Origin of the sequence: Gilliamella sp. B2969, assembly GCF_026536195.1 — a bacterium.
Lineage (GTDB): Bacteria > Pseudomonadota > Gammaproteobacteria > Enterobacterales > Orbaceae > Gilliamella.
Genome location: NZ_JAFNOP010000005.1, coordinates 193,396 through 217,839 on the forward strand (window position 1 = coordinate 193,396; position 24,444 = coordinate 217,839).

Annotated in this window: 21 protein-coding genes and 2 pseudogenes; 14 read left to right on the forward strand and 9 right to left on the reverse strand. The window is 34.9% G+C overall.

Annotated elements, in window-relative coordinates; genetic code table 11:
• The first annotated feature begins 191 nt into the window (after positions 1 to 191).
• From aas to J3U66_RS06305, 8 genes and pseudogenes are all read left to right on the forward strand, one after another.
• Complete coding sequence (aas, locus tag J3U66_RS06275) at positions 192 to 2,333, forward strand: bifunctional acyl-ACP--phospholipid O-acyltransferase/long-chain-fatty-acid--ACP ligase (RefSeq protein ID WP_267333801.1); 2,142 nt, start codon at positions 192 to 194, stop codon at positions 2,331 to 2,333.
• Positions 2,326 to 3,534 carry a lysophospholipid transporter LplT gene (lplT, locus tag J3U66_RS06280; RefSeq protein ID WP_267333802.1) on the forward strand — a complete coding sequence of 403 codons (1,209 nt, stop codon included), beginning with the start codon at positions 2,326 to 2,328 and terminating at the stop codon, positions 3,532 to 3,534. The genes aas and lplT overlap by 8 nt, the downstream gene beginning before the upstream one ends.
• Positions 3,521 to 4,432, forward strand: a complete 912-nt coding sequence (gene murQ, locus J3U66_RS06285; RefSeq protein ID WP_267333803.1) for an N-acetylmuramic acid 6-phosphate etherase — start codon at positions 3,521 to 3,523, stop codon at positions 4,430 to 4,432. The genes lplT and murQ overlap by 14 nt, the downstream gene beginning before the upstream one ends.
• 808 nt (positions 4,433 to 5,240) lie before the next feature.
• Positions 5,241 to 5,613 (forward strand): annotated as a pseudogene (locus J3U66_RS12905) (PTS sugar transporter subunit IIA); the annotation flags it as partial.
• 47 nt (positions 5,614 to 5,660) lie between these two features.
• A pseudogene (locus J3U66_RS12910) lies at positions 5,661 to 6,209 on the forward strand (PTS system mannose/fructose/N-acetylgalactosamine-transporter subunit IIB); the annotation flags it as partial.
• A 20-nt stretch (positions 6,210 to 6,229) separates the two neighbouring features.
• Positions 6,230 to 7,030 carry a PTS mannose/fructose/sorbose transporter subunit IIC gene (locus tag J3U66_RS06295; RefSeq protein WP_065633697.1) on the forward strand — a complete coding sequence of 267 codons (801 nt, stop codon included), beginning with the start codon at positions 6,230 to 6,232 and terminating at the stop codon, positions 7,028 to 7,030.
• A 17-nt stretch (positions 7,031 to 7,047) separates the two neighbouring features.
• A complete protein-coding gene (locus J3U66_RS06300) occupies positions 7,048 to 7,959 on the forward strand; it encodes a PTS system mannose/fructose/sorbose family transporter subunit IID (protein WP_065633698.1) in 912 nt (303 codons plus the stop codon).
• 148 nt (positions 7,960 to 8,107) lie between these two features.
• Complete coding sequence (locus J3U66_RS06305) at positions 8,108 to 8,482, forward strand: DUF956 family protein (protein ID WP_267333805.1); 375 nt, start codon at positions 8,108 to 8,110, stop codon at positions 8,480 to 8,482.
• Between the two features lie 267 nt (positions 8,483 to 8,749).
• Here the strand turns inward: J3U66_RS06305 and J3U66_RS06310 are convergent, their stop codons facing one another.
• Positions 8,750 to 9,025, reverse strand: a complete 276-nt coding sequence (locus J3U66_RS06310; RefSeq protein ID WP_267348415.1) for a hypothetical protein — start codon at positions 9,023 to 9,025, stop codon at positions 8,750 to 8,752.
• A gap of 431 nt (positions 9,026 to 9,456) precedes the next feature.
• On the opposite strand from J3U66_RS06310, the gene rpsP reads away from it, so the two are divergent.
• From rpsP to J3U66_RS06335, 5 genes are all read left to right on the forward strand, one after another.
• Positions 9,457 to 9,705: a 30S ribosomal protein S16 gene (gene rpsP, locus J3U66_RS06315; protein ID WP_025314644.1), complete on the forward strand. Its 249-nt coding sequence runs from the start codon at positions 9,457 to 9,459 to the stop codon at positions 9,703 to 9,705.
• A 24-nt stretch (positions 9,706 to 9,729) separates the two neighbouring features.
• On the forward strand, positions 9,730 to 10,260 hold the full coding sequence (gene rimM, locus J3U66_RS06320; RefSeq protein WP_141671527.1) for a ribosome maturation factor RimM: 531 nt from the start codon (positions 9,730 to 9,732) through the stop codon (positions 10,258 to 10,260).
• Positions 10,261 to 10,276: 16 nt separating this feature from the next.
• Complete coding sequence (trmD, locus tag J3U66_RS06325) at positions 10,277 to 11,029, forward strand: tRNA (guanosine(37)-N1)-methyltransferase TrmD (protein ID WP_267348417.1); 753 nt, start codon at positions 10,277 to 10,279, stop codon at positions 11,027 to 11,029.
• A 31-nt stretch (positions 11,030 to 11,060) separates the two neighbouring features.
• Positions 11,061 to 11,411, forward strand: a complete 351-nt coding sequence (rplS, locus tag J3U66_RS06330; RefSeq protein ID WP_065633703.1) for a 50S ribosomal protein L19 — start codon at positions 11,061 to 11,063, stop codon at positions 11,409 to 11,411.
• A gap of 164 nt (positions 11,412 to 11,575) precedes the next feature.
• A complete protein-coding gene (locus J3U66_RS06335) occupies positions 11,576 to 12,178 on the forward strand; it encodes a MarC family protein (RefSeq protein ID WP_267333808.1) in 603 nt (200 codons plus the stop codon).
• A 134-nt stretch (positions 12,179 to 12,312) separates the two neighbouring features.
• Here the strand turns inward: J3U66_RS06335 and J3U66_RS06340 are convergent, their stop codons facing one another.
• The 4 genes from J3U66_RS06340 to J3U66_RS06355 are packed head-to-tail and all read right to left on the reverse strand — an operon-like array spanning position 12,313 to position 17,752.
• Positions 12,313 to 13,707: an amino acid permease gene (locus J3U66_RS06340; RefSeq protein WP_267333809.1), complete on the reverse strand. Its 1,395-nt coding sequence runs from the start codon at positions 13,705 to 13,707 to the stop codon at positions 12,313 to 12,315.
• A gap of 55 nt (positions 13,708 to 13,762) precedes the next feature.
• On the reverse strand, positions 13,763 to 14,869 hold the full coding sequence (locus tag J3U66_RS06345; RefSeq protein ID WP_267333810.1) for an alanine/ornithine racemase family PLP-dependent enzyme: 1,107 nt from the start codon (positions 14,867 to 14,869) through the stop codon (positions 13,763 to 13,765).
• 17 nt (positions 14,870 to 14,886) lie between these two features.
• Complete coding sequence (locus J3U66_RS06350) at positions 14,887 to 16,299, reverse strand: APC family permease (RefSeq protein ID WP_065633707.1); 1,413 nt, start codon at positions 16,297 to 16,299, stop codon at positions 14,887 to 14,889.
• A gap of 55 nt (positions 16,300 to 16,354) precedes the next feature.
• Entirely contained in the window at positions 16,355 to 17,752 is a 1,398-nt protein-coding gene (locus J3U66_RS06355; RefSeq protein ID WP_267333811.1) for a diaminopimelate decarboxylase family protein, read from the reverse strand.
• Positions 17,753 to 18,008: 256 nt separating this feature from the next.
• On the opposite strand from J3U66_RS06355, the gene J3U66_RS06360 reads away from it, so the two are divergent.
• Positions 18,009 to 19,445 (forward strand): sigma-54 interaction domain-containing protein, encoded by a 1,437-nt coding sequence (locus J3U66_RS06360; protein ID WP_267333812.1) that lies wholly within the window; start codon positions 18,009 to 18,011, stop codon positions 19,443 to 19,445.
• A 14-nt stretch (positions 19,446 to 19,459) separates the two neighbouring features.
• On the opposite strand, the gene J3U66_RS06365 is transcribed toward J3U66_RS06360, so the two are convergent.
• From J3U66_RS06365 to J3U66_RS06380, 4 genes are all read right to left on the reverse strand, one after another.
• The gene (locus J3U66_RS06365; protein ID WP_267348419.1) at positions 19,460 to 20,641 is read right to left on the reverse strand and encodes an NAD(P)/FAD-dependent oxidoreductase; all 1,182 of its coding nucleotides are present in this window, start codon (positions 20,639 to 20,641) and stop codon (positions 19,460 to 19,462) included.
• 581 nt (positions 20,642 to 21,222) lie between these two features.
• On the reverse strand, positions 21,223 to 21,876 hold the full coding sequence (locus J3U66_RS06370) for a hypothetical protein (RefSeq protein WP_267348421.1): 654 nt from the start codon (positions 21,874 to 21,876) through the stop codon (positions 21,223 to 21,225).
• Between the two features lie 81 nt (positions 21,877 to 21,957).
• Positions 21,958 to 23,019 carry a hypothetical protein gene (locus J3U66_RS06375; protein WP_267348423.1) on the reverse strand — a complete coding sequence of 354 codons (1,062 nt, stop codon included), beginning with the start codon at positions 23,017 to 23,019 and terminating at the stop codon, positions 21,958 to 21,960.
• 30 nt (positions 23,020 to 23,049) lie between these two features.
• A complete protein-coding gene (locus J3U66_RS06380; protein WP_267348425.1) occupies positions 23,050 to 24,120 on the reverse strand; it encodes a hypothetical protein in 1,071 nt (356 codons plus the stop codon).
• Positions 24,121 to 24,444 lie beyond the last annotated feature (324 nt).

Consider the following 24,444-nt stretch of genomic DNA (forward strand, 5'->3'; position numbering starts at 1 on the left):
ATCTCCAGTCCATTTTTTAATGCTTATTTTTTTGAGCAACATCGATTGTCTAATTATTCAATAGCCCTAATGGCATTTATAATAATGTTTTGTTTTAATTGAAATAACAGGATAAATTGCTTATCTTGTATATTGCTTACTTTTTCACTATTATGACAAAGTGTAATTTTGCACGACAATTGAGAAATCAGATGTTATTTAAAATACTAAAATTTTTTCTTAAGATTTTATTTCATGTTAAAGTTCATGGCAATCTAGATAATTTAAAACAAGATAGGCTTCTTATCACGCCTAATCATGTTTCCTTCCTCGATGGCGTTTTAATCGGTGTTTTTTTACCAGTAAAACCTGTTTTTGCTATCTACGCAGGCTATATAGACCATTGGTTGGTACGTTTAGCAAAGCGTTATGTTGATTTTGTGCCAATGGATCCTATCAGTCCTATGGCAATAAAACGATTAGTTCGTGAAATTGAAAAAGGCCGGCCAATTGTGATTTTCCCTGAAGGCCGAATCACAATAACAGGTTCGTTAATGAAAATTTATGATGGTGCGGCTTTTGTTGCGGCTCGTTCTAAAGCGACTATCGTACCAGTTTGGATTGAAGGGGCGGAGTTTACCTTAACCAGTCGTTTAAAAGGATTATTCAAACGGCATTTGTTTCCAAAGATAACTATTCATGTTCTTGAGCCGACCTCTATTCCAATGCCAAATGCGCCAAAAGCCAGAGATAGGCGTTACATTGCAGGCGAAAAACTGCATGAAATTATGATGAATGCTCGCATGGAAAGTCGCCCCAAATTGACACTATTTGAAGCTTTACTTGAAGCACAAGTAAAATACGGGGTTAAGTCACGTATGGTGCAAGACCCGACAACATCGGAAGCGTCGTACCGAAACCTTCTTAAACAAATTATTGGTGTTAGTTGCATCATTGCTAAAATAACGAAAAGAAAAGAACGAGTCGGGCTGTTATTACCAAATGCAACAATTACTGTTGCAACTATTTTTGGTTTATCGGTTAAAAACAGAATTCCAGCAATGCTTAATTATACAGCAGGCACCAAAGGCATAACCTGTGCGGTAACAGCGGCTGAAATTAAAACCATTATTACTTCTCGAAAATTCATCCAAAAAGGTAAACTTGATTACTTACTTGAAGAAGTCAAGGGTGTTAAATGGTATTTCCTTGAAGATTTACGTAAAAGCTTAACCTTCAGTGATAAATTATATATTTTAATTCATCAATATATTCCACGTTTGGTTCAGCGTCGTCAATCTAGTGATGACGAAGCATTAGTACTCTTTACTTCCGGCTCTGAAGGTAATCCTAAAGGTGTGGTACATAGCCATAATAGTTTGATTGCCAATGTAGAACAAATTCGAACAGTTATCGATCCAACACCAGCAGACCGTTTTATGTCAGCTTTGCCACTGTTTCATGCTTTTGGTATTACTGCTGGTCTATTTTTACCGCTGTTTTCAGGCAGTCGAACCTTTTTATATCCAAATCCATTACATTATCGTATGGTTCCCGAAATTATCTATGACCAAAATTGTACTGTTCTATTTGGTACACCAACATTCTTAGCTAACTATGCGCGATATGCACACCCTTATGATTTTATGCGCTTACGTTACGTAGTTGCGGGTGCTGAAAAACTACCAGATTCAGTTCGAGAACAATGGAAAGATAAATTTGGTATTCGTATTTTAGAAGGTTATGGTGTGACCGAATGTGCACCGGTTGTTGCCCTTAATGTGCCTATGGCCTTTAAAGCGGGCACAGTTGGACGATTACTACCGGGTATGATTTCACGATTAATTCCGATATCAGGGATTACCGATGGTGGCGAACTACAATTAAAAGGGCCTAACGTGATGAAAGGCTACTTACGTGTTGAAAATCCAGGTAAACTTGAAGTCCCTGCTGCCACAGATGAAAACGGCAAGGTCGAAAAAGGTTGGTATGATACTGGCGATATTGTCGCTATTGATAACGAAGGTTTTGTTACCATTAAAGGACGCTTAAAACGATTTGCTAAAATTGCCGGTGAAATGGTGTCATTAGAAAGTGTTGAAGCTCTAGCCAAAAAAGTCGATCCCGATTCGATGAATGGCGCAACAGTGAAAACAGACTCGGCTAAAGGCGAAGCAATTGTACTGTTTACCACATCGTCTAACATTAATCGAGAATTACTCAATCAAGCCGCTCAAGAACTGGGTATACCGACATTAGCCATTCCACGTGATATTCGGGTTGTTAAAGAGTTACCATTACTTGGCACGGGTAAAATCGATTTTATCACGCTAAGAAAAATGGCCGATGAATAAGTCAGAATCTACTATGAAACAATATTCACTATTAAGCAAAGGCATGGTAGCAACCATGCTAGCGCAGTTTTTTTCAGCATTTGCGGATAATGCAATCTTTTTTGCTATTCTTGCTTATATTAAAAATTTGCATTACCCACAATGGAGCCAATCAGTATTACAAATTAGCTTTGTTGTTCCTTTTATAATTCTTTCTCCTTTTGTTGGCCAATTTGCCGATAGTATGTCCAAAGGCAAAGCGATGATGATAGCCAATGGTCTAAAATTAATTGGCGCAGCAAGTATCTGCTTAAATATTAGTCCCTTTATCGGTTATTTTTTAGTGGGTATTGGCGCTGCCGGTTACTCTCCAGCAAAATATGGTATTTTAGGCGAGCTGACATCGGGTGATAAGTTAATAAAAGCGAATGGTTTAATTGAAGCATCAACAATTGCAGCAATTCTGCTGGGTTCTTTGGCTGGTGGGCATATTGCCGATATGAATGTCAGTGCATCCTTACTTACTTGTGTTTTAATGTATGCACTCGCCGTAATTGCTAACATATTTATTCCCAAGTTACCTGCTGCAAGAAAAGATATTCACTGGAAATTTACCAGTATGGTGAAAGATTTTACCCGCACAGTCAAAATCATCTTCAGTAATAAACAAGCTTTATATACGCTATTAGGCACCAGCCTATTTTGGGGAGCAGGCATTACATTACGTTTTTTATTGATTAGCTGGGTGCCTGTGGTTTTAGGTATTGTTGACAATTCAACCCCGACCAATCTTAATGCCATTGTTGCCATCGGCATTGTAATTGGCGCTGGTTTAGCTAGTGCATTTATTTCGATCGATAAAACATTACGTTGTATTCCTGCTGGAATCATGATGGGCATTGCCGTTATAGCTTTTACATTGCAAAGCCATATCATTTCATCCTATATTTTATTAGTGATCATTGGTGCACTAGGTGGATTTTTCTTAGTACCACTCAATGCCTTGATCCAAAAAATGGGCAAAGATTTAGTTGGTGCAGGTAGTGTCATATCAATCCAAAACTTAAGCGAATATAGTGCAATGATGATCATGTTAGGGCTTTATACCTTAGCCGTTGCGCTCAACCTCCCTGTTATTGCTATTGGTGTAGGTTTTGGTTGCTTATTTACGCTAATAATATTTCTTCTATGGCTAGGATTAAGAAAACATGCAAAATATTAATTTATCTTCTATGTTAACCGAGAGCCGCAATCTCAATAGTGAACAAATTGATAATTGCTCTACATTAGAAATTCTTAAAATTATCAATAATGAAGATAAAAAAGTTGCCTTAGCAGTAGAGCAAGAATTAAGCAACATAGCTCAAGCAGTAGATGTAGTTAGTCATGCTTTGTTAAATCAAGGTAGATTAGTTTACATTGGTGCTGGCACATCGGGGCGTTTAGGCATTTTAGATGCCAGTGAATGCCCACCAACTTATGGCACACCGCCTGAACTGGTCATCGGCTTAATCGCTGGTGGTCAGCAGGCAATCTTTCATGCTGTTGAAAATGCTGAAGACAATCCACAATTAGCTGAACGTGATTTAACCAAGATCAATTTATCAGCCAACGATGTTTTAGTCGGAATTGCAGCTAGTGGGCGCACACCTTATGTTCTTGGTGCCATGCACTTTGCTAAATCACTGGGGTGCAAAGTTGTAAGCTTATGCTGCAATCCCAAAGCTCCCATGCTTGAATTAGCCGATATCGCAATCACTCCCATTGTTGGTGCAGAAGTGATCACCGGCTCATCTAGAATGAAAGCGGGCACGGCACAAAAGCTTGTACTAAATATGTTAACCACAGCAAGTATGATTAAGATTGGCAAAGTTTACGGTAACTTGATGGTAGATGTTGAAGCAACCAATGCTAAACTGATTGAGCGCCAAATATCAATTGTTATGCAAGCAACCGATTGTGACCGACAAACCGCGACTTTAGCATTACAACAAAGTAATCGACACTGTAAAACAGCTATTTTAATGATTTTAGCTAATCTATCTTTTACGCAAGCCAAAAAGGTCCTATCAGAAAATAGTGGATTTATTCGTCGTGCGCTAAAAGATCATGGCTTATAAAATAACGATTAAAATACCTTTAAAAAAGGTGATTTTTAGTTCAAATGTATTTTTAAAAAATAGCAATATAGTACATTTGACGAAAATAATCTCAATTTAATTTTTACAGTTGCATTTGGTAAATCAAAAAACTAAGACAATCTAATTTAGCGTATAGATCACATCAGTTATCTTTGACATTGTTTGATGTGATCTAAAGTTGAGCGATAAAAAAACTCCTTAAAATTAAATCAGCAGCAATATTGAGTTGCATGTTAGCAAAACATACCTGACGAAATGGACAAAAACCAATCAATTAGCTTTGAAGAAAATCATCCTAAAAGTCTAAAATGGTAGATGTTTTAGTCAACAACTTGTTGATTTAATATCAAAATCCATCATTATGGATTAAATAACTGATAATTAATTTTGCGTCAATAACCAGTAATAATCATCATATAATAAGAGTAAATACTGATTATCAATAAGCATAAAATAACAGTATCCATTATTAGATGGATGATCAATAATTAGCAAAATTTCGTAACAAAAATAAATGATTTTTTAAAAATAGATAAAATTCTTCTATAAAAAAATAGATTATCTATACTTAACTTATTAATAAATGTTATGATTTAACAGTTAATTATATAAAAATTAGGAATATAAACATTTGTTTTACAAACAACTATGTACCTCATATTTTTTATAAACAGACTATTTATGTTCAATGTTTTTACATATGACTTAACTAAACCAAACTAGTTTTTGGTGCTCATTTAAAGTAATTTATTATTATCCAATGAGATAAATATTTGGAGGAAGATCTATGGTAGGAATTATTCTTGCAACTCATGGCGAGTTTGCAGAAGGGATTCTACAATCAGGAACAATGATATTTGGTGAACAAGAAAACGTTAAAGCGGTTACCTTGCATCCAAGTGACAGTCCTGAAAGTTTAAAAGAGAGAATGCTTGCTGCAATAGCAACATTCGATAATCAAGATGAAGTGCTTTTTTTAGTGGATTTATGGGGCGGAACACCTTTCAATCAAGCGAATAATTTATGTGGTGAACATAGTAATTGGGCGATTGTAGCTGGTTTAAACTTACCTATGTTAATTGAAGCTTACTCATCACGCTTTTCGATGGAAACAGCCAAAGAAATTGCATCAGCAATTTTAGAATCTGCTAAAGAAGGCATTCGCGCAACAGTTGAACCTGCCAAAACACAAACATCTAAACCCGCTGCAGCTATTCCAGAAGGTACAGTTGTCGGTGATGGAAAGATGAAAATTGTGTTAGCTCGTATCGATTCTCGCTTATTACATGGTCAAGTCGCCACTTCTTGGACAAAATCAACCAATCCTACCCGTATTATTGTCGTATCAGATTCAGTTGCTAAGGACCAGTTAAGAAAAAAACTGATTGAAGAAGCGGCGCCTCCTGGTGTGAAAGCAAACGTGGTTCCTATCAAAAAAATCATTGAAGTTTCGCATGATCCTCGTTTTGGCAATACCAAAGCTTTATTGCTATTTGAAAACCCTGAAGATGTATTAAGAACCATTGAAGGTGGTGTTGATATCAATGTTGTCAATGTTGGTTCGATGGCACATTCTGTGGGTAAGGTCATGGTTAATAAAGTGTTATCAATGAATGCACAAGACGTTGAAACCTTCGAAAAGTTAAAAGCTAAAAACGTCAAATTTGACGTTCGTAAAGTACCTAATGATTCTAACGATAATATGGATGAATTATTAAAGAAAGCGAAACAAGAATTAGCTGAGCAAAAGAATTAGTTTATTTAAGGGGTTATATTATGACATTATCAATTATTGCTATCATTTTGGTGATAGTTATTGCCTTCCTAGCTGGTATGGAAGGGATTTTAGATCAGTTTCAATTTCATCAACCTTTGGTTGCTTGTTCGTTGATTGGACTTGTGACCGGAAATTTAGAAGCGGGTATTGTATTAGGTGGATCATTACAAATGATTGCATTAGGTTGGGCAAACATTGGGGCAGCAGTCGCACCTGATGCAGCATTAGCCGCAGTGGCTTCATCTATCATTTTAGTTTTAGGTGGGCAAGGTGTCGCTGGTGTTTCAACCGCAATTGCAGTTGCCATTCCACTTGCTGTAGCTGGATTATTCTTAACTATGATTGTGCGAACTATTGCTGTTCCATTAGTCCATATGATGGATGCTGCAGCAGAAGAAGCAAATATTCGTAAAATAGAATTATTGCAAATTTTGGGGATCTGTTTGCAAGGTCTAAGAATCGCAATCCCAGCAGCAGCTCTTTTATTTATCCCTGCTGAAACGGTAAAAGGCGCATTAGAAGCGATGCCTGAATGGTTAACAACAGGTATGGCAATTGGCGGAGGAATGGTTGTTGCGGTTGGTTACGCCATGGTCATTAATATGATGGCAAACCGCGAAGTATGGCCATTTTTCATTATTGGCTTTGTGGTTGCAGCGATATCACAATTAACCTTAATTGCGCTAGGTGCGCTCGGCATTGCCTTGGCGTTAATCTATCTTAGCCTTTCTGAACGTGGAAACTCTTCAAATGGCGGCGATAAAGGCGATCCACTTGACGACATTTTAAATGATTACTAAGAACTTGGAGAAAAAAAATGACTGATAGAATTCAATTAAGCAAAAAAGATCGTTTAGCGGTTGCTTGGCGTTCGACTTTCCTCCAAGGTTCTTGGAATTATGAACGTATGCAAAATGGTGGTTGGGTTTACTCAATGATCCCAGCTATCAAAAAATTATATACCAGCAAAGAAGATCGTTCTGCTGCATTAAAACGTCACTTAGAGTTTTTTAACACTCATCCCTATTTAGCATCACCTGTGCTAGGGGTAACGCTTGCGCTAGAAGAAGAGCGTGCCAACGGCGCTGCGGTTGATGATGTTGCGATCCAAGGGGTGAAAGTTGGGATGATGGGACCGTTAGCTGGCGTGGGTGATCCTGTATTCTGGTTTACAGTAAGACCAATGCTTGGTGCACTTGGAGCATCGCTTGCTCTTAGCGGTAACATTATGGGGCCAATTCTATTTTTCTTACTTTGGAACATTATTCGTTGGAGCTTCATGTGGTATACCCAAGAGTTTGGTTATCGTACTGGCTCAAAAATTACCGATAATTTATCTGGTGGTTTACTCCAAAAAATTACGAAAGGTGCGTCTATTTTAGGGATGTTTGTACTGGCGGCTTTGGTACAAAGGTGGGTATCGATAAAATTCCAACCAGTCGTTTCAACCGTAAAATTAGATAATGGTGCATTTATTGATTGGAATGCATTACCCGCTGGTGCGGAAGGCATTCAAAAAGCATTACAACAAATGCAAGCTGGATTATCTTTGACACAAGAAAAAGTGACTACCTTGCAAAATAACTTGGATCAATTAATACCAGGACTTGTACCATTACTTTTAACATTTTTATGTATGTGGTTACTACGTAAAAAAGTCTCACCTATTATCATTATCCTTGGATTATTTGTTGTAGGTATTATTGGCCACGTTATTGGTCTTTTATAAAAGATAATGTTTTAACCAACGTATTTTTAAAATATACCGTTTTAGTTTAAAGCAACAAATTCTTAATAATCAAACTATCCTTTTCATCACATAACGATGATGAAAAGGATATCATCACTAATTCAAGTCTGGTTTAGGGACACAATAGATGGTTCAATCATTAAACACGAAGATTGATTTAACGGTAAAAGCAACAGCATTTACTGGTTTAACGGAATATGGCAATATTATAATCGGAGACAAAGCTTTTGAGTTTTATCATCAGCATGATCCGCGCAAATATATTCAAATTCCTTGGAATGAAGTCGATTTTGTTATTGCATCGGTACTATTTGGTGGTAAATGGATTCCACGTTATTCAATTCAAACCAAAAAAGATGGTACTTTTACCTTTGCTTCTAAACAACCTAAACAAGTACTTAGAGCTATTCGTGTTTATATTGATGGACAAAAAATGGTACGTTCACTAGGTTTTTTTGACGTGTTAAAACGAGCTTTCTTTAAGAAAAAAACAAAAAATTAAGACAATATTAAGTACAATATACAAATAAATTAATATATTAATTTATCATGTTATTATTCCTAATAAATTGATAAAATTTTTAAGCTGATTTTAGTAATTGTCGATCTCTTTGCTTAATCAGATAAACTGCTCTTTTGAGAAAGATGCCTTCAAATAAGATTATCGCAATATTGTCATGTTCAAATTGAAATAAGGTTAACCTAGTTGTAATACTAATCCCATGATTAACTGAAACTAATCCCATCATAAATGTCTACAGCCTAACTTCTATAGCATATTGAATGTTATAGCTGCGTCAATTGTTTTAGTATAAATACAAATAATTATACCTTTTAAAAAAGCAATAAAGTTATGCCTTTCTAACTCCTTTAATTCAAATGATTTTTTCTGCTCAAGAACATTATCTTTGTGGCAAATCAAATAAAACTCACCTGAAAACAATAAATCTGCATGAATATCTTTTAAAGTCGGTATTTCTGCTAATATTGTCATTACAGAACGAGTTGCCGATTTTTCGCAAGTAACGTTTAAACAAATAGCCAAAGATCATGTTACCGTCATGGGTGATGTGCTCGTAAAGCTGTCAAAGAGATTATTGCAATTGACTCAACGCTAATTGAATGACAGCTAGTCAAACAGTTATCAGCTATTTGGAGGTATAAAAAAATTGTGCAATCACCCGTGGCATAACTTGCTCTTTAGCGCTTGATATGCATGGAAAAGGGCTAAGTGCGGCATTAATGGGTAAAGATATAGATTAAAACGACTGTTAATGATTGTTTTTTGAACCGAATCAACCCCAGTAATTATTATTGGTGAGATTGATTATTTATAGATATTGATTAATAAATGTATTACCTTTTATCAGCCATAAACAGCCATTGCACTTTTTGCCAGAAAGAGTATAATTTCGGGGCTTTGATTTTGTCCATGTTGGACAAGATAAAGATTATTTTTTAATTTAAGAGGATGTTATGGTAACTATTCGTTTAGCTCGTGGTGGCTCTAAAAAGCGCCCTTTTTATCAAGTAGTTGTCACTGATAGCCGTAACCCACGTGATGGTCGTTTTATTGAGCGCGTTGGCTTTTTTAATCCAATTGCACAAGGTAAAGCGGAAGAATTACGTTTAGATCTTGATCGCGTAAATCATTGGGTAGGTTTAGGTGCAACCGTTTCTGATCGTGTTAATACATTGATCAAACAAGCACAAAAAGCTGCTTAATATTAGTAACTAATAGTAATTGTAATGATGAATACTGAGAATCTAATTGTTGTGGGTAAACTTGGTTCAAGCTACGGCATTCGTGGATGGCTCAGGATTTTTTCGTTTACAGAATTTCCAGATAGTATTTTTGATTACACACCTTGGTATATTCAGCGTGCTGGGCAATGGCAAGAAGTAATCGTAGAAAGCTTTAAACCCCATAATCAAGACATGATTGTGAAACTCAAAGGTGTTGACGATCGTGATCAAGCCAATGCATTAACTAATGCCGAAGTATTTGTCGATGCAGAAAAATTACCAGAACTTAATAATGGTGATTTTTATTGGAAAGATCTGATTGGTTGCCGAGTAAAAACAATTAATGGTTATGACTTAGGTCAGGTCACTGATTTAATGGAAACCGGTTCTAATGATGTGTTGGTTGTTAAAGCAAATCTAAAAGATGCATTTGGAGCAACAGAACGTTTAATTCCTTTTGTTGAAGAACAATTTATTAAACAAGTTGATTTAACAACAAAAATGATTGTGGTCGATTGGGATCCAGCATTTTAATTGGTAAGGTAAGAATATGTGGATTGGCGTAATTAGCCTTTTTCCCGAAATGTTCCAAGCTATTACCTGTTATGGTGTAACTGGTCGAGCCGTAAAAAATGGACTGTTAACAGTAAATTATTGGAACCCGCGCGATTTTGCGCATGATAAGCATAAGACTGTCGATGACAGACCTTATGGTGGCGGTCCCGGCATGTTAATGATGGTACAACCACTTAGAGATGCCATTCATGCAGCGAAAGCAGTAGCTGGTAACGATACAAAAGTAATCTATCTTTCCCCGCAAGGGCGCAAATTAAACCAACAAGGTGTTTGCGAGTTGTCACAATATCAAAAATTGATTTTGATTTGTGGTCGATACGAAGGTATAGATGAACGCGTTATCCAAACCGAAATTGATGAAGAATGGTCAATTGGGGATTACGTGTTAAGTGGCGGTGAATTACCGGCAATGACCATGATTGATGCTCTAGCAAGATTTATTCCTGGCGTGTTGAATCATGAATCATCAGCAGAAGAAGACTCTTTTGCTAACGGTTTACTTGATTGTCCACACTATACCAGACCAGAGGTGTTAGATGGAATGGCGGTGCCCGATGTGTTAATGTCTGGTCACCATGAAGCGATTCGTCGCTGGCGATTGAAACAATCACTAGGACGAACTTGGTTGAGAAGAGACGATCTTCTTAAAAATCTAGCTCTGACTGATGAAGAGCAATGTTTACTCACTGAATTTCAACAAGAATACCGTGATAAACAAAGCAACTAAAATTTCAGTATAACTAGTAAGAGATAACATTATGAAAAATGCAATTATTCAGCAATTAGAACAAGAACAAATGAAAAAAGACATCCCGTCTTTTCGCCCAGGCGATACGATTGAAGTAAAAGTATGGGTTGTTGAAGGTAACAAAAAACGTCTTCAAGCTTATGAAGGTGTGGTTATTGCAATTCGCAATCGTGGTTTACATTCTGCATTTACAGTACGTAAAATTTCGAATGGCGAAGGTGTTGAACGAGTATTCCAAACTCACTCACCAATTGTTGATTCAATTACTGTGAAACGTCGTGGTCAAGTACGTCAAGCTAAACTTTACTACTTACGCGAACTTCGTGGTAAAGCGGCTCGTATTAAAGAGCGCCTTAACTAATTCTTTATTGGTTAATGATTTAAAAAAACAATATAAAATATATCTGTCTAATGATGGTCACCTTTACGGTGACCGTTTTTATATTTAAAACATACTGTTTCCTGCCAACTATCTAGCGTTGACAAAGTTAAAGCAAATTTTATTATTCTTTTGAAGGTTATGCTATGGGTGACTATCTTTTCGAAATTCTTGCAACAACTATAAAATTGTTCGCATTAATGACACCACCAGCAGTTTTGAGCGCATTTTTAAGTGGCACAAAACAATATGATGAACAACTACGCCGCAAAACAGCACTTAAAACATCGTGTGCCGTTTTTATTATTGGTATTGTACTGTTCTTTTTTGGTAATACTATGTTTAGTGTTTTTGGTTTTACTCTTGATGCATTTAGAATTGGCTCGGGCGCTTTACTCTTTATTACAGCGGTTTCGTTGATGAATGACTCACCAGAAAAGAATAAAATAAGTAGCGATGAAGATATTAGTGTTGTGCCCTTAGCAATTCCTTTATGTATGGGGCCGGCATCCATTGGTACCATCATTGTGTTAGGTTCGAGTTCGTTGGGTGTTGTACAAAATTTGATTGGTGCAATTTCATTATTCATTGCATCTTCAGGTATCTATGCTATGTTGCTATGCGCTAAAACAATCGCTAAAGTGCTAAAAAATACCGGTATATCAATTTTATCAAAATTGACTGGATTACTTATATCCGCTATTGCGGCACAAGTTGTTTTTACTGGTGTAGCTGCTTTTCTAAAATAGTACAAACAAATTGAGATATAATTAACAAAACGTGATTATATTTGATTTCAACAATAATACAGTTTGTTACTAATAATCAGTCCTATGTAATCAAGACAATATGTTTATTGACTCGATTACATACAAAGTGCCGATTAATGGCTTTTGTCGGGATTACGTTTTTTATAAAAAAAGTAAGAAATAAGAATAATAGCAATTAACACTAGTTCAGATAATAGAATGAAGTAACCTGACTCATCAAACCAAACCCCCATAATAATCACTGTATTTGCAATAATTGATATAATGGCTAACCAAGGAAATAAAGGCGATCTGAATTTAATCATCTCTTTAGGGTACTGACCAGTATTGACGCCTTTACGAAAACGGTACTGGCACCAAGCTATAACAATCCAAGCAAAACAACCGACCTGTCCGGTACCTGCAACTAAATAGATATAAAGTTTTTCAGCCGCAATATATTTAGAAAATAAGGATACTAATGCAATCAGTGCAATAAATAAAATCCCTTTTGTTGGTACACCTCGTTTATTCACATCTGAAAAATATTTAGGGGCTAAGTTATCTTGAGCCATAGACCATAACATTCTTGAGCTAGCATAAATTGCTGAATTAGCAGCTGAAATGGCAGCACAAAAAATAACAAACAGCATCCCATAAGAAGCAAAGCTAATACCTGCCTTATTAAATACCCATATAAAAGGGCTGATCTCGGTATGTTCTGTGCCATAAGGATAAACTAGTGCTAATACCGCAATCGCTAACACGTAAAACAAAATGATTCGAAAAGCAACGCCGGTAATAATTTTGGGTAATACTGCTTGTGGTGATTGCGCTTCACCAGCAGCATTACCAATTAACTCAACACCTTGAAACGAATAAGTTACAATGGTCATACAGACAAAAATCGATAAAAAACCATTTGGAAACCAGCCATGTTCTGTCTTAAGTGTTGGTAACACGTGGGTTTGGTTATATTCTTGACATAACAAATAAATGCCAATACAAATAAACGCAATAATCGCCAAGACTTTAATGGTTGAAAACCAATATTCACTTTCACCAAATGCACGAACAGAAGTTAAATGCACACAAGTAATAACTGTAAGGATTAAAAGACTAAAAAGATAAATAGGAATTGCAGGAAAAACTTGATGGGCTATCATAGCAGCAGCAGTCAAATCAGCTGCCATCGACAGCACCCAACTTAACCAATATAACCAACCAATGGTATAACTCCAAATTGGGTTCGGAATAAACATTAATGCATAATGTTGAAAAGAACCAGCGTGGGGAAAAGCACAAGAAAGTTCACCTAAGCATAACATAGTTGCAAGCATAATACTGCCAGCCATTAAATAAGCAATAATAGTACCTAATGGGCCTACTGTACTAAGCGGTGCTGCAATACCAATAAATAATCCCGTACCGATTGATCCCCCTAACGAAATCATCAATAAGTGACGATTTTTTAGATTTTTCTTTAAGCTACTGGGATAAGGACTTTCTTGTGATTCTGATGTTGCCATGTAAACCGCCTAATAATTAATAACAGCTGCTGGCGTAACCAGCAGCTAACACGAATTAATAAATAAAACGTTTTTCTACACCATTTGTTTGGCAAGCCATAAGTAAGGCTGTGTAATCAAGTTCAAAACCAATGGTATCGCCAACACGCAATGTTTCAGTAACATCTTCAATATCGACAATAGTATGATCACTGGTCTGTCCTAAAACAGTAATACTATCATTAATCGGTACACAGTTTTCAGACGGTACATCTTGACGTCCAAAAGCGAGAAGTGCGCGTTTACGCGTACCATGATCAACAAAAGTTTTACTATTTAAAAACGCATCTACACCTAACTCACCAACAGGAACAGTTGGTTTACTATTGAGTTCAATAATTTGCGCATACAATTTATACAAATTACTGCATGCTTTATCGACAGGTTTATTTGAGTGATGGAATTCATCTAAATACTTCATATCCACATACTCAATACCAAACTCATGTAAACCACCAATTCTGATGTGATTTAAGCCTTCAGGCCAAACACCTTTATCAAGTAAATGATAACTCGTACAGTTACCCGCTGATAAATATTTGATCTTAATGTTACAAGCTTGCTCTACTTTACGCGCAATTTGTAAAAAGTCTACTCCATTTTTTACAGTCGGTAAAACCGTACCATAGCAATTGAAGTTTGTTCCAAGACCATAAAGTTCAACACCCGGTAACGATAAGATAAGCTTGACAGTATCGATGATATCATCAACATGTTCAAACCAAATACCTTCACGTAAATCACCCATATCCACCATTAATAAAACCTGATGAATTTTCTGCTGTTTAACCGCTTCATCAGAAAGTGCTTGGATAACTTGTTTTTCACTGTTTAAGCTAATGTCAGCATATTTAACAACATCACTAATTTCACTCAAACAAGGACTACGTAATAAACACGTTTTGCAATTTAACGCGTCTTTAAGTTTTTTTAGATTGTAAGTTCTTGACTCGGCAATTACATCAATACCACCATCAAGCACCGCCTTGGCGGTTTCAACGCAACCGTCAAAGACTTTATTGACCGCCATCACTTCAATGCCGTGCTTAGCAAGTATCTCTTTTTCGACTCGCGCATTATTCCTTAATTTGCGCAAATCAATTTCCAATATAGGTTTGTACATACTCTTACTCCTCTATATTATTGTTGTTGCAAACGATTACGTTTTTGTGCTCGGTAATATATCCATTCAGCTAGGACAATTGCAAGCACTGCACCACCAACAATTTTCGCAATATACTCAACATAACCACCCATATCAATTTGTGCAGGTGGAATAAAGACTAAGATCACCGCAAATAGCGTAGATAAGAATCCTAAACCGGGTAAAACAATTGGTAATACTTTACCTGGTATCTTAAAGCTACGTGGTACATCTGGTTGAGTAATACGTAAACGATAGTAAGCAATAAACATCACTAAGTAAGGAATAAAGTAACAAATTGTTGTTAATGCGGTTAACATCCAATAAGCTGCCGCAATACTTGGTGATACAAACGTTGAGAAACAAAGTACCGTTACAATTATTGCTTGGATAACTAAAGCAAATGCTGGTGTTTGATATACAGGATGTAAACGACCAATACGTTCACCAAGCAAATTATCTTCTTTAGATGCTTCTTGTAACATATAAATAGGACCAACTAACCATGAGTTAATTTGACCTAATGCACCAAAGAATAAACAAATTGCCATAACCGGTAATAACCAAGGCATATGTAACTCTTTAGCCGCTGCTTCCATCGCTTGCATTACGCCAGCAACAATATCAGTATCAGCAGCAGGTAATAAAGTATTAATTGCCCAAGTACCAATCATGTAAATACCAACAATTACAATTGCCGATACCGCCATCGCTTTAGGGAAGTCTCGTTGTGGATCACGAGTACGTCCAGCAATCATAGGCGCCACTTCAAGACCAGCAAAAGCAAACATCATACTAGATAAAAACACGATAGTATCCCAACTGCTTAAATCTGGGATCCAATCACTAACATGACTATAATCAGTTGCCATCGGGTGACCGGTTAATAACCAAACAATGGCTAATAACACAATAATTGCAGCAGGAATAAATACCCCAAGCCATGCACTCACACTATTGATAATTTTGGTCCACTGCATACCGCGAATATTCATCAGTGTCAAAATCCAGAATACCACCATCGATCCTACACCAATAAACACCTGATTTTGCGCCAAATCGGCACTAAACATATAGCCAATTGCGGTAAAACCAAATTGCAACATGAGTGGGAAAAACAGCACACAAGAAAATAAGAAGCAAACAACAACAATCCAACCAATGCGTTTACCAAACGCTTCTTTTACCCACACAAAGATCCCACCATCTTTCGGCCAACCTGTGGAAAGTTCACCACAGACCATCGCTAATGGGAAAAACAAACAAAATGCAGCAAGTAACCAAAGCACCATTGCTGATGCCCCATAAGGCGCCACATTAGGAATTTGACGTAAACTTAGTATTGCAATAACATTCATAAATACAATGTCTTTAATACCAAGTAAACTTGAACCTTTAGAATCACTCATAAAATAACCTCACATTATAATATCTGGAGCACGATGTGCCCCAGATAACTCATGATTAATACACGTCGTATCCAACCATATCTTCGTAAGTGTCCTCACGGCGAATCAATCGATCTTTGCCTTCTTTATCAATCATAACAACAGCAGTACGTGGGCGATTGTTATAAACAGTTTGACTTTCGATGGTATAAGCACCCGCATCAAGGAAAGCGACAATATCACCAATTTGAGTATCTTTTGGCATTAAAAATTCTTCACCTTTAACCCCTACATGATAATAGTCGCCGCCATCACATAATGGTCCTGCTAATTTGATGTATTCATCATGTGCTTCGTTGATTCTTGAAGCATTGAAAACATAGAAGAACCAATCAAAATGTTGACTATCAGAAAGAACACTATAACCTGCATCAACAAATTTCCATTCAACATGCTCTTCGATGTTACCGTCTAAATCGTAATTAGTCTTACGTTTTTCACAAGCTACTTCGGTTAACAATACAGCAGCTGAACTTGTTACTTTACGTCCTGGTTCAATACAAATTTCAACATCTTTACGCCATTTGTGTACTTCTTTAATTACCGCATCAGCAAAATCTTGTGCTGTAATACCTGCGTACATGTTGTCTTCTAATGGGTTACCATTTTCTTCATCATATTTATATGGAACAGGAATACCACCACCAACGTTGATTAAATCAAATTTAATGCCAAGTACTTCTTCTAAACGGCGTGATTCGTCAACTAATACTTTGGTTGCTTTAGCAAAAGGTTCTGCTTCTGGTACCTGATCGCCAACATGCATATGTAAACCACGAAGATGTACATAAGGCATTTCAAGAATACGACGACAAGTTTCTTCAGCTTGTTCAAGGTCGATACCTGATTTAGCATGATAAGCAGTGACTAACTCTGCATGAGTTGCAGAAGGTACATTTGGTTCAACACGGACACACACGTTTGCTACTTTTTTCAAACGCTGTGAAATTTCATCAATAATATCAAGTTCATATAAGCTATCAACATTAATAATATAAAGATCATTTTTGATAGCAAATTCTAAATCAACAGGTTTTTTAACCACACCGTTGAAAACAATTTGGCTTCCTGGAAAACCAATTTCCAAACATTTACGCACTTCAAACATTGAATTAGCTTCAGCGTAAATACCCGCATCTTTAATCGCTTTGAGTACGCCCATGACTGAACAAGTTTTAGATGCATAGAAAATTTTGGTATTTGGATGTGCCTTAAATGCATCTTTAATTTCTTGAACGTTACGATCAATCTCTTTTTCAGAAAACACATAAAAAGGGGTTGGATATTTTTTGGCTAAATCGACTAAATCAATGCCATCAAAACAAAGTTTGCTACCTTCCGCACTAAAACGACGATCTTTGGTTATAAGATTGGTGCGTATTTTGTTATAATTAGACATAATTGTGTCAGACATATGACCTCCAGTTAATTAGTACATAAAAAAGTACACAATGAATAAGAAAAAAGGCTTTTCTCAGGTAATGCAATCAGCATGCCAACTTAAAAACAATTAAAAATCAATAAATTAAATATATAGGCATAGAAATAATATTAGTCATTTAGTAAAAAATATGTTTTTATGACGAATATTTGTCATTATTAGTGATGGTTGAACAAACTAAAGCTAGTTATATTTAGCAAATAATCCTAATTTCAAAGGTACGGATATCATGATAATCGATCCTGAATTATTAAAAGCATTAGAACTATTTAAACATTTTTTTGATTTAATGCATCAGCCAATGGCCATTATTGATAAAGAAGGTAAATATATTTATTACAATCAGGAAAGCGCAGATCTTGATGGTTACTCAGAAGAGCAAGCTATTGGTAAACCATTGCTCAAAGTTTATCCTAATTTGAAGAAAGAAGATAGTACAATGTTACAAGCATTACAACAAGGTAAGGAATATCAAGATAATTACCAATCTTACTATAATCATTTAGGTAAACTTGTTGATTATTTACATACTACAGTACCACTTTACAACAGTAAAAAAGAGATTATTGGTGCGGTAGAAATAGGCCGTAATTTATCTGATGTAAGGCAACTTCAAGATCAAGTCTTCACACTCAATAGAAAACTGTATCAAAATAAAGAACAACCTTTACCTGAAATTGTTTTTGTTTCGAATAAAATGCAGGATGTTATCGATCAAACTAATATTTTAGGTCGAAACGATGTTCCTGTACTGATTGTAGGTGAAACAGGCACGGGCAAAGAATTATTTGCTCGATTAATTCATCAAACCAGCCATCGCCGTGATAAGGCTTTTATTTCACTTAATTGTAGTGCATTACCGACAACGCTTATCGAAAGTACTTTGTTTGGAACCGTTAAAGGGGCATTTACGGGTGCTGAAAATCGACAAGGTTATTTAGAACTCGCCAACGGAGGCACACTATTTTTAGATGAACTTAATGCTATGCCTTTAGATATGCAAAGCAAATTATTACGATTTCTTCAGGAAAAAACCTATTGGCAATTAGGGGGGAATAAAGAGATACATTCAGATGTTCGAATTGTGGCAGCAATGAATGAATCCCCAGCGGAACTGTTACAAAGTGGTAAAATGCGCAGCGATCTTTTTTATCGTTTAAATGTTGGTTTAATTAAATTACCCGCTTTACGAGAACGAACAGAAGATATTCCGGTTTTAGCGCGTTATTTTATCGATAAACATAAAAATGATTTTAACGTTATTATTAGTGGTATTAGTGAACATGCACTTAAACAGTTAATGTCAGCACCATGGCCTGGCAATGTAAGAATGCTAGAAAATGCAATTGTACGAAGTATGGTATTACAAAGTGAACCGGGCGAATTACAACAAATAACCTTAGATGAAGAATTATTTGATATTAACAGCCCATATGCCGTAGTTGAAACAAATAATCAATCCGACAAAAATAATCCAACTACCCCACCTAACGGTAATAATTTAACTGAACAAGTGGAAAATTATGAACGTCAATTAATTATTGATGCATTAAATCAAGCCAATGGCAAAATTATTACTGCGGCTAAATTATTGAATATTTCCCGTACAACTTTACAATATAAAGTCAAAAAATATCATATTCAAATGGGCGTTATCGATAGTTAGATAACAATATAAAATCAATTAAAGCTTTGTGCGCAAGCAAAAGCGCTACTCCAAGCCCACTGAAAATTATACCCACCTAGCCAACCAGCAACATCGACAACTTCGCCGATAAAATACAGGTTTGGTTGGGTATTGGCTGCCATTGTCTTGGATGAAAGTGCATCAGTACTCACGCCGCCTAAGGTCACTTCGGCTGTTCGATACCCTTCAGTACCATTTGGAATAATGCGCCACTGGGTTAACTTTTTATACAATTCAAACTGTTGTTTTGGATTAAGCTGCTTAACAATAGTGTCAGAAATGAAATTAAGTTGTATTAATACCTCAACCAATCTTTTAGGTAGAATTTGTGCTAAACAGTTTTTTAGACTTTGATTACGATTATTTTCCAGTAAAGGCTTAAATGCCGATTCAAACTCTAAATCTGGTAAAAGATTAATAGTGATTTCTTCTCCTACTTGCCAATAACTCGAAATTTGTAGAATCGCCGGTCCTGACAATCCACGATGAGTAAAGAGTAGATTCTCTTTAAAACTGATTCGTTCATTAGATACTTCAACTAAAACAGCAATTCCTGATAACGAGGATAACACGTCTAACAAAGGCTTATGTAACGTAAATGGCACAAGCCCCGCTTTGACTGGCACAACAGGAATCGAAAATTTTTCGGCAATTTTATATCCAATAGCGGTCATACCTAGTGCTGGCATCGACTGTCCACCGGTTGCAATAATTAGTTTATCAGTATCAACAAAGCCTTGAGAAGTAGATAACTTAAATCCTTGCTGTTCAGCCTCCACATCTTCAAGTTGTGTTTTTAACATAAACTTAACTTGCCCTTTCTGGCACTCTTTGATAAGCATATCAACAATATCTTGAGCTGAATTATCACAAAATAGCTGACCATGATCTTTTTCATGATAGGCAATATGATATTGATTAACAAGTTGGATAAAATCCCATTGGGAAAATCGTTTTAATGCAGATTTACAAAAGTGGCGGTTTTGCGAAATATAATGTTTTGCCTCAACATCGAGATTAGTAAAATTACATTTACCGCCACCAGACATTAATATTTTACGTCCTAATTTTTTACCATTATCAATGACTGTTACATCAAAGCCTTTTTGACCAAGTAATCCCGCACAAAAAAGCCCAGCAGCACCAGCACCGACAATTGTTATTTTGGTTTGCATAACTGATATGTCCAAAAGAAAAGGTGCTAGATTATAACAGTATACAATTGCCACTTATAGTCGTCATTTTATACTTGATTAAATGGATTAGCTGAAACTTATTTAAAACACCAATATAATGGTTCATAATCGTATAAGATTAACTTCTCTTCTAACTTTTTCATTTCGTTAGACAATTCAATTTGCTCCGGTGTTAATTTCTTGTCGGGGGCATCTTTATAATCAGCGGGAAAACGCTCATAGTCTCTTCTTTGTTGTTCTAAACCTTGTTTTGTTGATTCTCATTGTCAATAAAAACCAACTGAGAAGTTTCTTTTTTTATGCTCATAAGACATTAATATCAGCTACCCCAAATTTTAGTTATTATTATAATAATAATTACTCAGCCAATTTTTGATCTATGTCCTCTATTTTTTGACGTAGTTGTTCTGTTAAGCATTTGGTAATCTTATAGGTAAAATTCTTCGTTTCATCGTGATAATTCGGCGATTTTGAAGTTAAACACACCATATTAATTTCTTTGTCTATTATTTCCATAAACTCGTTAGCATGAGAATTTTTAGTTTTAAGAAAATTTAAGATTATTGACAAATATTTTTTCCTTTTCCATTCTCAAATTTATAAGTACATTTAATTGACTGTTGTAAATTAAATTTACCATTATCATCAATAGAGTATTTATTCCATGATTTAAGCCAATCACCTTCTTCAAAATGTGAAACTTGTAGTATATATATATAATTATTAATGAAATAGTATTGAGATTCTGCGTAAAAACTTTCAATATTATATTTCTCATAATAGAGTGGAATTTCATCAATTATTTTATTATTTAATTCTGTAAAAAGTCTCACTTCTATGTTCAGATCTTCTGGATGAATTTGTGTTTTAGTTTTTTTTAAGAAAATATTAATACCATTTATTGGAGAAAGGTATATTTTTTCATTTGATACCATTTGATTAATTATTTCACTATAATTAAAAGTTATTTTCGATAAAATACACTTCTTTTTTTCCATATCTATTTCTTTTTGTGTTTTACCACTTTCATATAGATTAACTGACAAACATGTAGAATCTATTGTTTTCACAAGTTTTTTTTTACTAACCAAACTATCGCCTTGATATATTTTTGATTTATAGTTTGTAATCTTTTTATCAAGATTGTTTTCAACTTCAGCATGAGAATGAATAGTAAAAAAATAACAAAGTATGATAAATAGTCTTCTTTTCATCTGTCTTTATCCTTTTATTCGAATAACAAATATCATATTTTGATTTCTTTTAAAGGTAACAAAACCTTAACGAAGACATTCTTAATCTTTTTGACATTTTACAACTCTTTGTCTATCACGATGTTTACATGAAATCGATTCCAATAACTTGAAGTGCCCACTATTATCTATTTTATAATGTCTCCATTTTTCAATATCTTGTGTTTCGTCACTACCAACATAATTTAATAACCAAATATTCTTAAAATTTTTATCAATATAGTAATACTGTACAAAAGCAGCCGATTCTAAAATTTTTTCTTTAAAAATTGATAATTTATCTATTAATTTATTATTTTTTTCAATATTCAAAAATATTTCGAAATCAAACTCTCCATGCTGCTTTTTAGTTAAATTGTATCGATATTCTCCTTTTTGATATATCTCTTTCTTTTTATTAAATGAAGTGTCACTAACTTTACCAAAATATTGACCTAATTCGTTTAAATCACACTCATTGTAAAAATAAGAATCAAAATAAGATCCATCATCGGGAAAATCACACTTCTTATTCATATCCTCTACAATTTTTTTATTAGTCAACATGGGATGACCAAACCAACTAAACTCTCGATTTGGTACCTGATAATTAAATCCTCGATAAGTTATGGGAGATTCATTATTTTTTTTCAATTGCTTCGAAAATATTATTAAGTAATCTGACTTAGTTAGAAAAACAAAATAATTATCGATCTTTATTAAATCAGTTAAACCCGCTTCCAAGCATAAATTATCGTCATGATTATTAGTAAATTTGATTGCCTCAAATTGATCGCCTAAAAGGATCCCTTCTTCTGAAAAAATTTTTTTATATTCCTCCACTTTTTCTGGAGTTTTCCAATAAGATAAAGGTGTAGTAAGATTTGTTGATGTTTCATACTGGATAACACAAATTGTATCAACTATAACTTTTCCATCGATTAATATTAGTTTAATTCTCGAATACTTTTCCGTTAAAAATTCTCTCTCATAACCTAATTCATTACCAGAAACAGAATTTTTTGAAACTTTATAATAATCCCAAATATCCGGTGATTCATTTGAATGAACAATTCCTATAGAAAAAATAAACAATAAAATCAAAGTTAAAAAATTTTTTTTCATTCCCTTTATCCTTCTCATTTAAATCGTCGATTATTCAATTATTTTAATGGTATTAAAATCAAAATTTTCTGTATGCAAATGGCTATTATGTAAATCGCCACCATTTTTTGTTCCTGATATATCTTTAAATAAGTTATAGATTGCCTCTCCTATTCGAAACGTTCTAAAATGGAATTTAGCTAAAGCGTTAACAAATTCTTTATCTTTTTTGTAATCAGTTAAATTTTTAACTTTTTTAATGTACTTTGTGTCAATACTCAGACCATTTATGTGTAAAGAACTAGGAAAACAAGAGCCTTGTTCGTAGGCACTACCCGTTACAATAATATTTTCTTTAATCTCCGCCAGAGCGCCTATAAAACCTGCCAGTAAGTCTGGATTTATATATTTTCGAAAAGTTTCTTTAAGTTCATATTTTATAATTACACCACTATTTTCATAGTTAAGACTATCCGGCATTCGGACCATTTGGGCTTCTTCCTTCAGCTTTTTATATAGTTTCCATACATCTCCTTGTTTGTCATGACGTCCATATTCAGCAATATTCCCATTAGTCATAGTTAGTCTTTCATAAATACTTACACCTTCTTCTATTTTTATCCATTCATGAATATCACCATTTTTGTATTTCGCTCTAGCTGCAATATACCCATCACTAACGTTAGTTTTAGTTTCCTCGACAGTTCCATGATCTGGATAGTTAAATGTTTCTCTAGGAGAATCTACAAACACTTTCTTATTAATGGTATGCCATTCACAAATACAAATTTCATGCTCGTTATTATCTTTATCATGATAAACATATTGATATTTTCGCTCAAAACCAGGGGATATTTTTTCGGGTATATGCTTTTCGATTTTTCCATCCTGATAGATATGATAAGTCACAATGCCTGCTTTAAATTTAAAGTAATTCATAAGGGCAACTGGATGCATAAACCAAACCTCACCATTTTGGCTTAACGTGGCAGGCGTTGCTGAAGTTTCGGTTTGCTCAGTTGAGGGGGGCGATGTTTGACTTTTTTCTGTTTCAGTGTCACTTTGTTCTGTCTGTTGACTTTGCTTAGCTAATTCTTCGACTACATCGTCCCACCACAGCATTTTTGTCGCTTTTTCTTTGGTTTTTTCCTATAACTTATACCGCTTTTTTATCGAATTGAGAAACAAACAGGATTGTTCAGGAAAAGTAAACCGCATTATTTTCAGTCACTGCGGCTAAATTATTTAATGGTGAATGGAAATTCTTCTAACAATTAATTTTCTATTTAGCTACCCATTTCGCTCATGCTGATAAAACACGTTTTTGACTTTCTTTATTAATATTTGTTTTCAAAACTAAAACGTTCCTTGAAATATGATTTACTATAAAATTTAAAATCAAATAAAATACTATTCAAATCTTATTTAATTATTTTTTAAAAACAG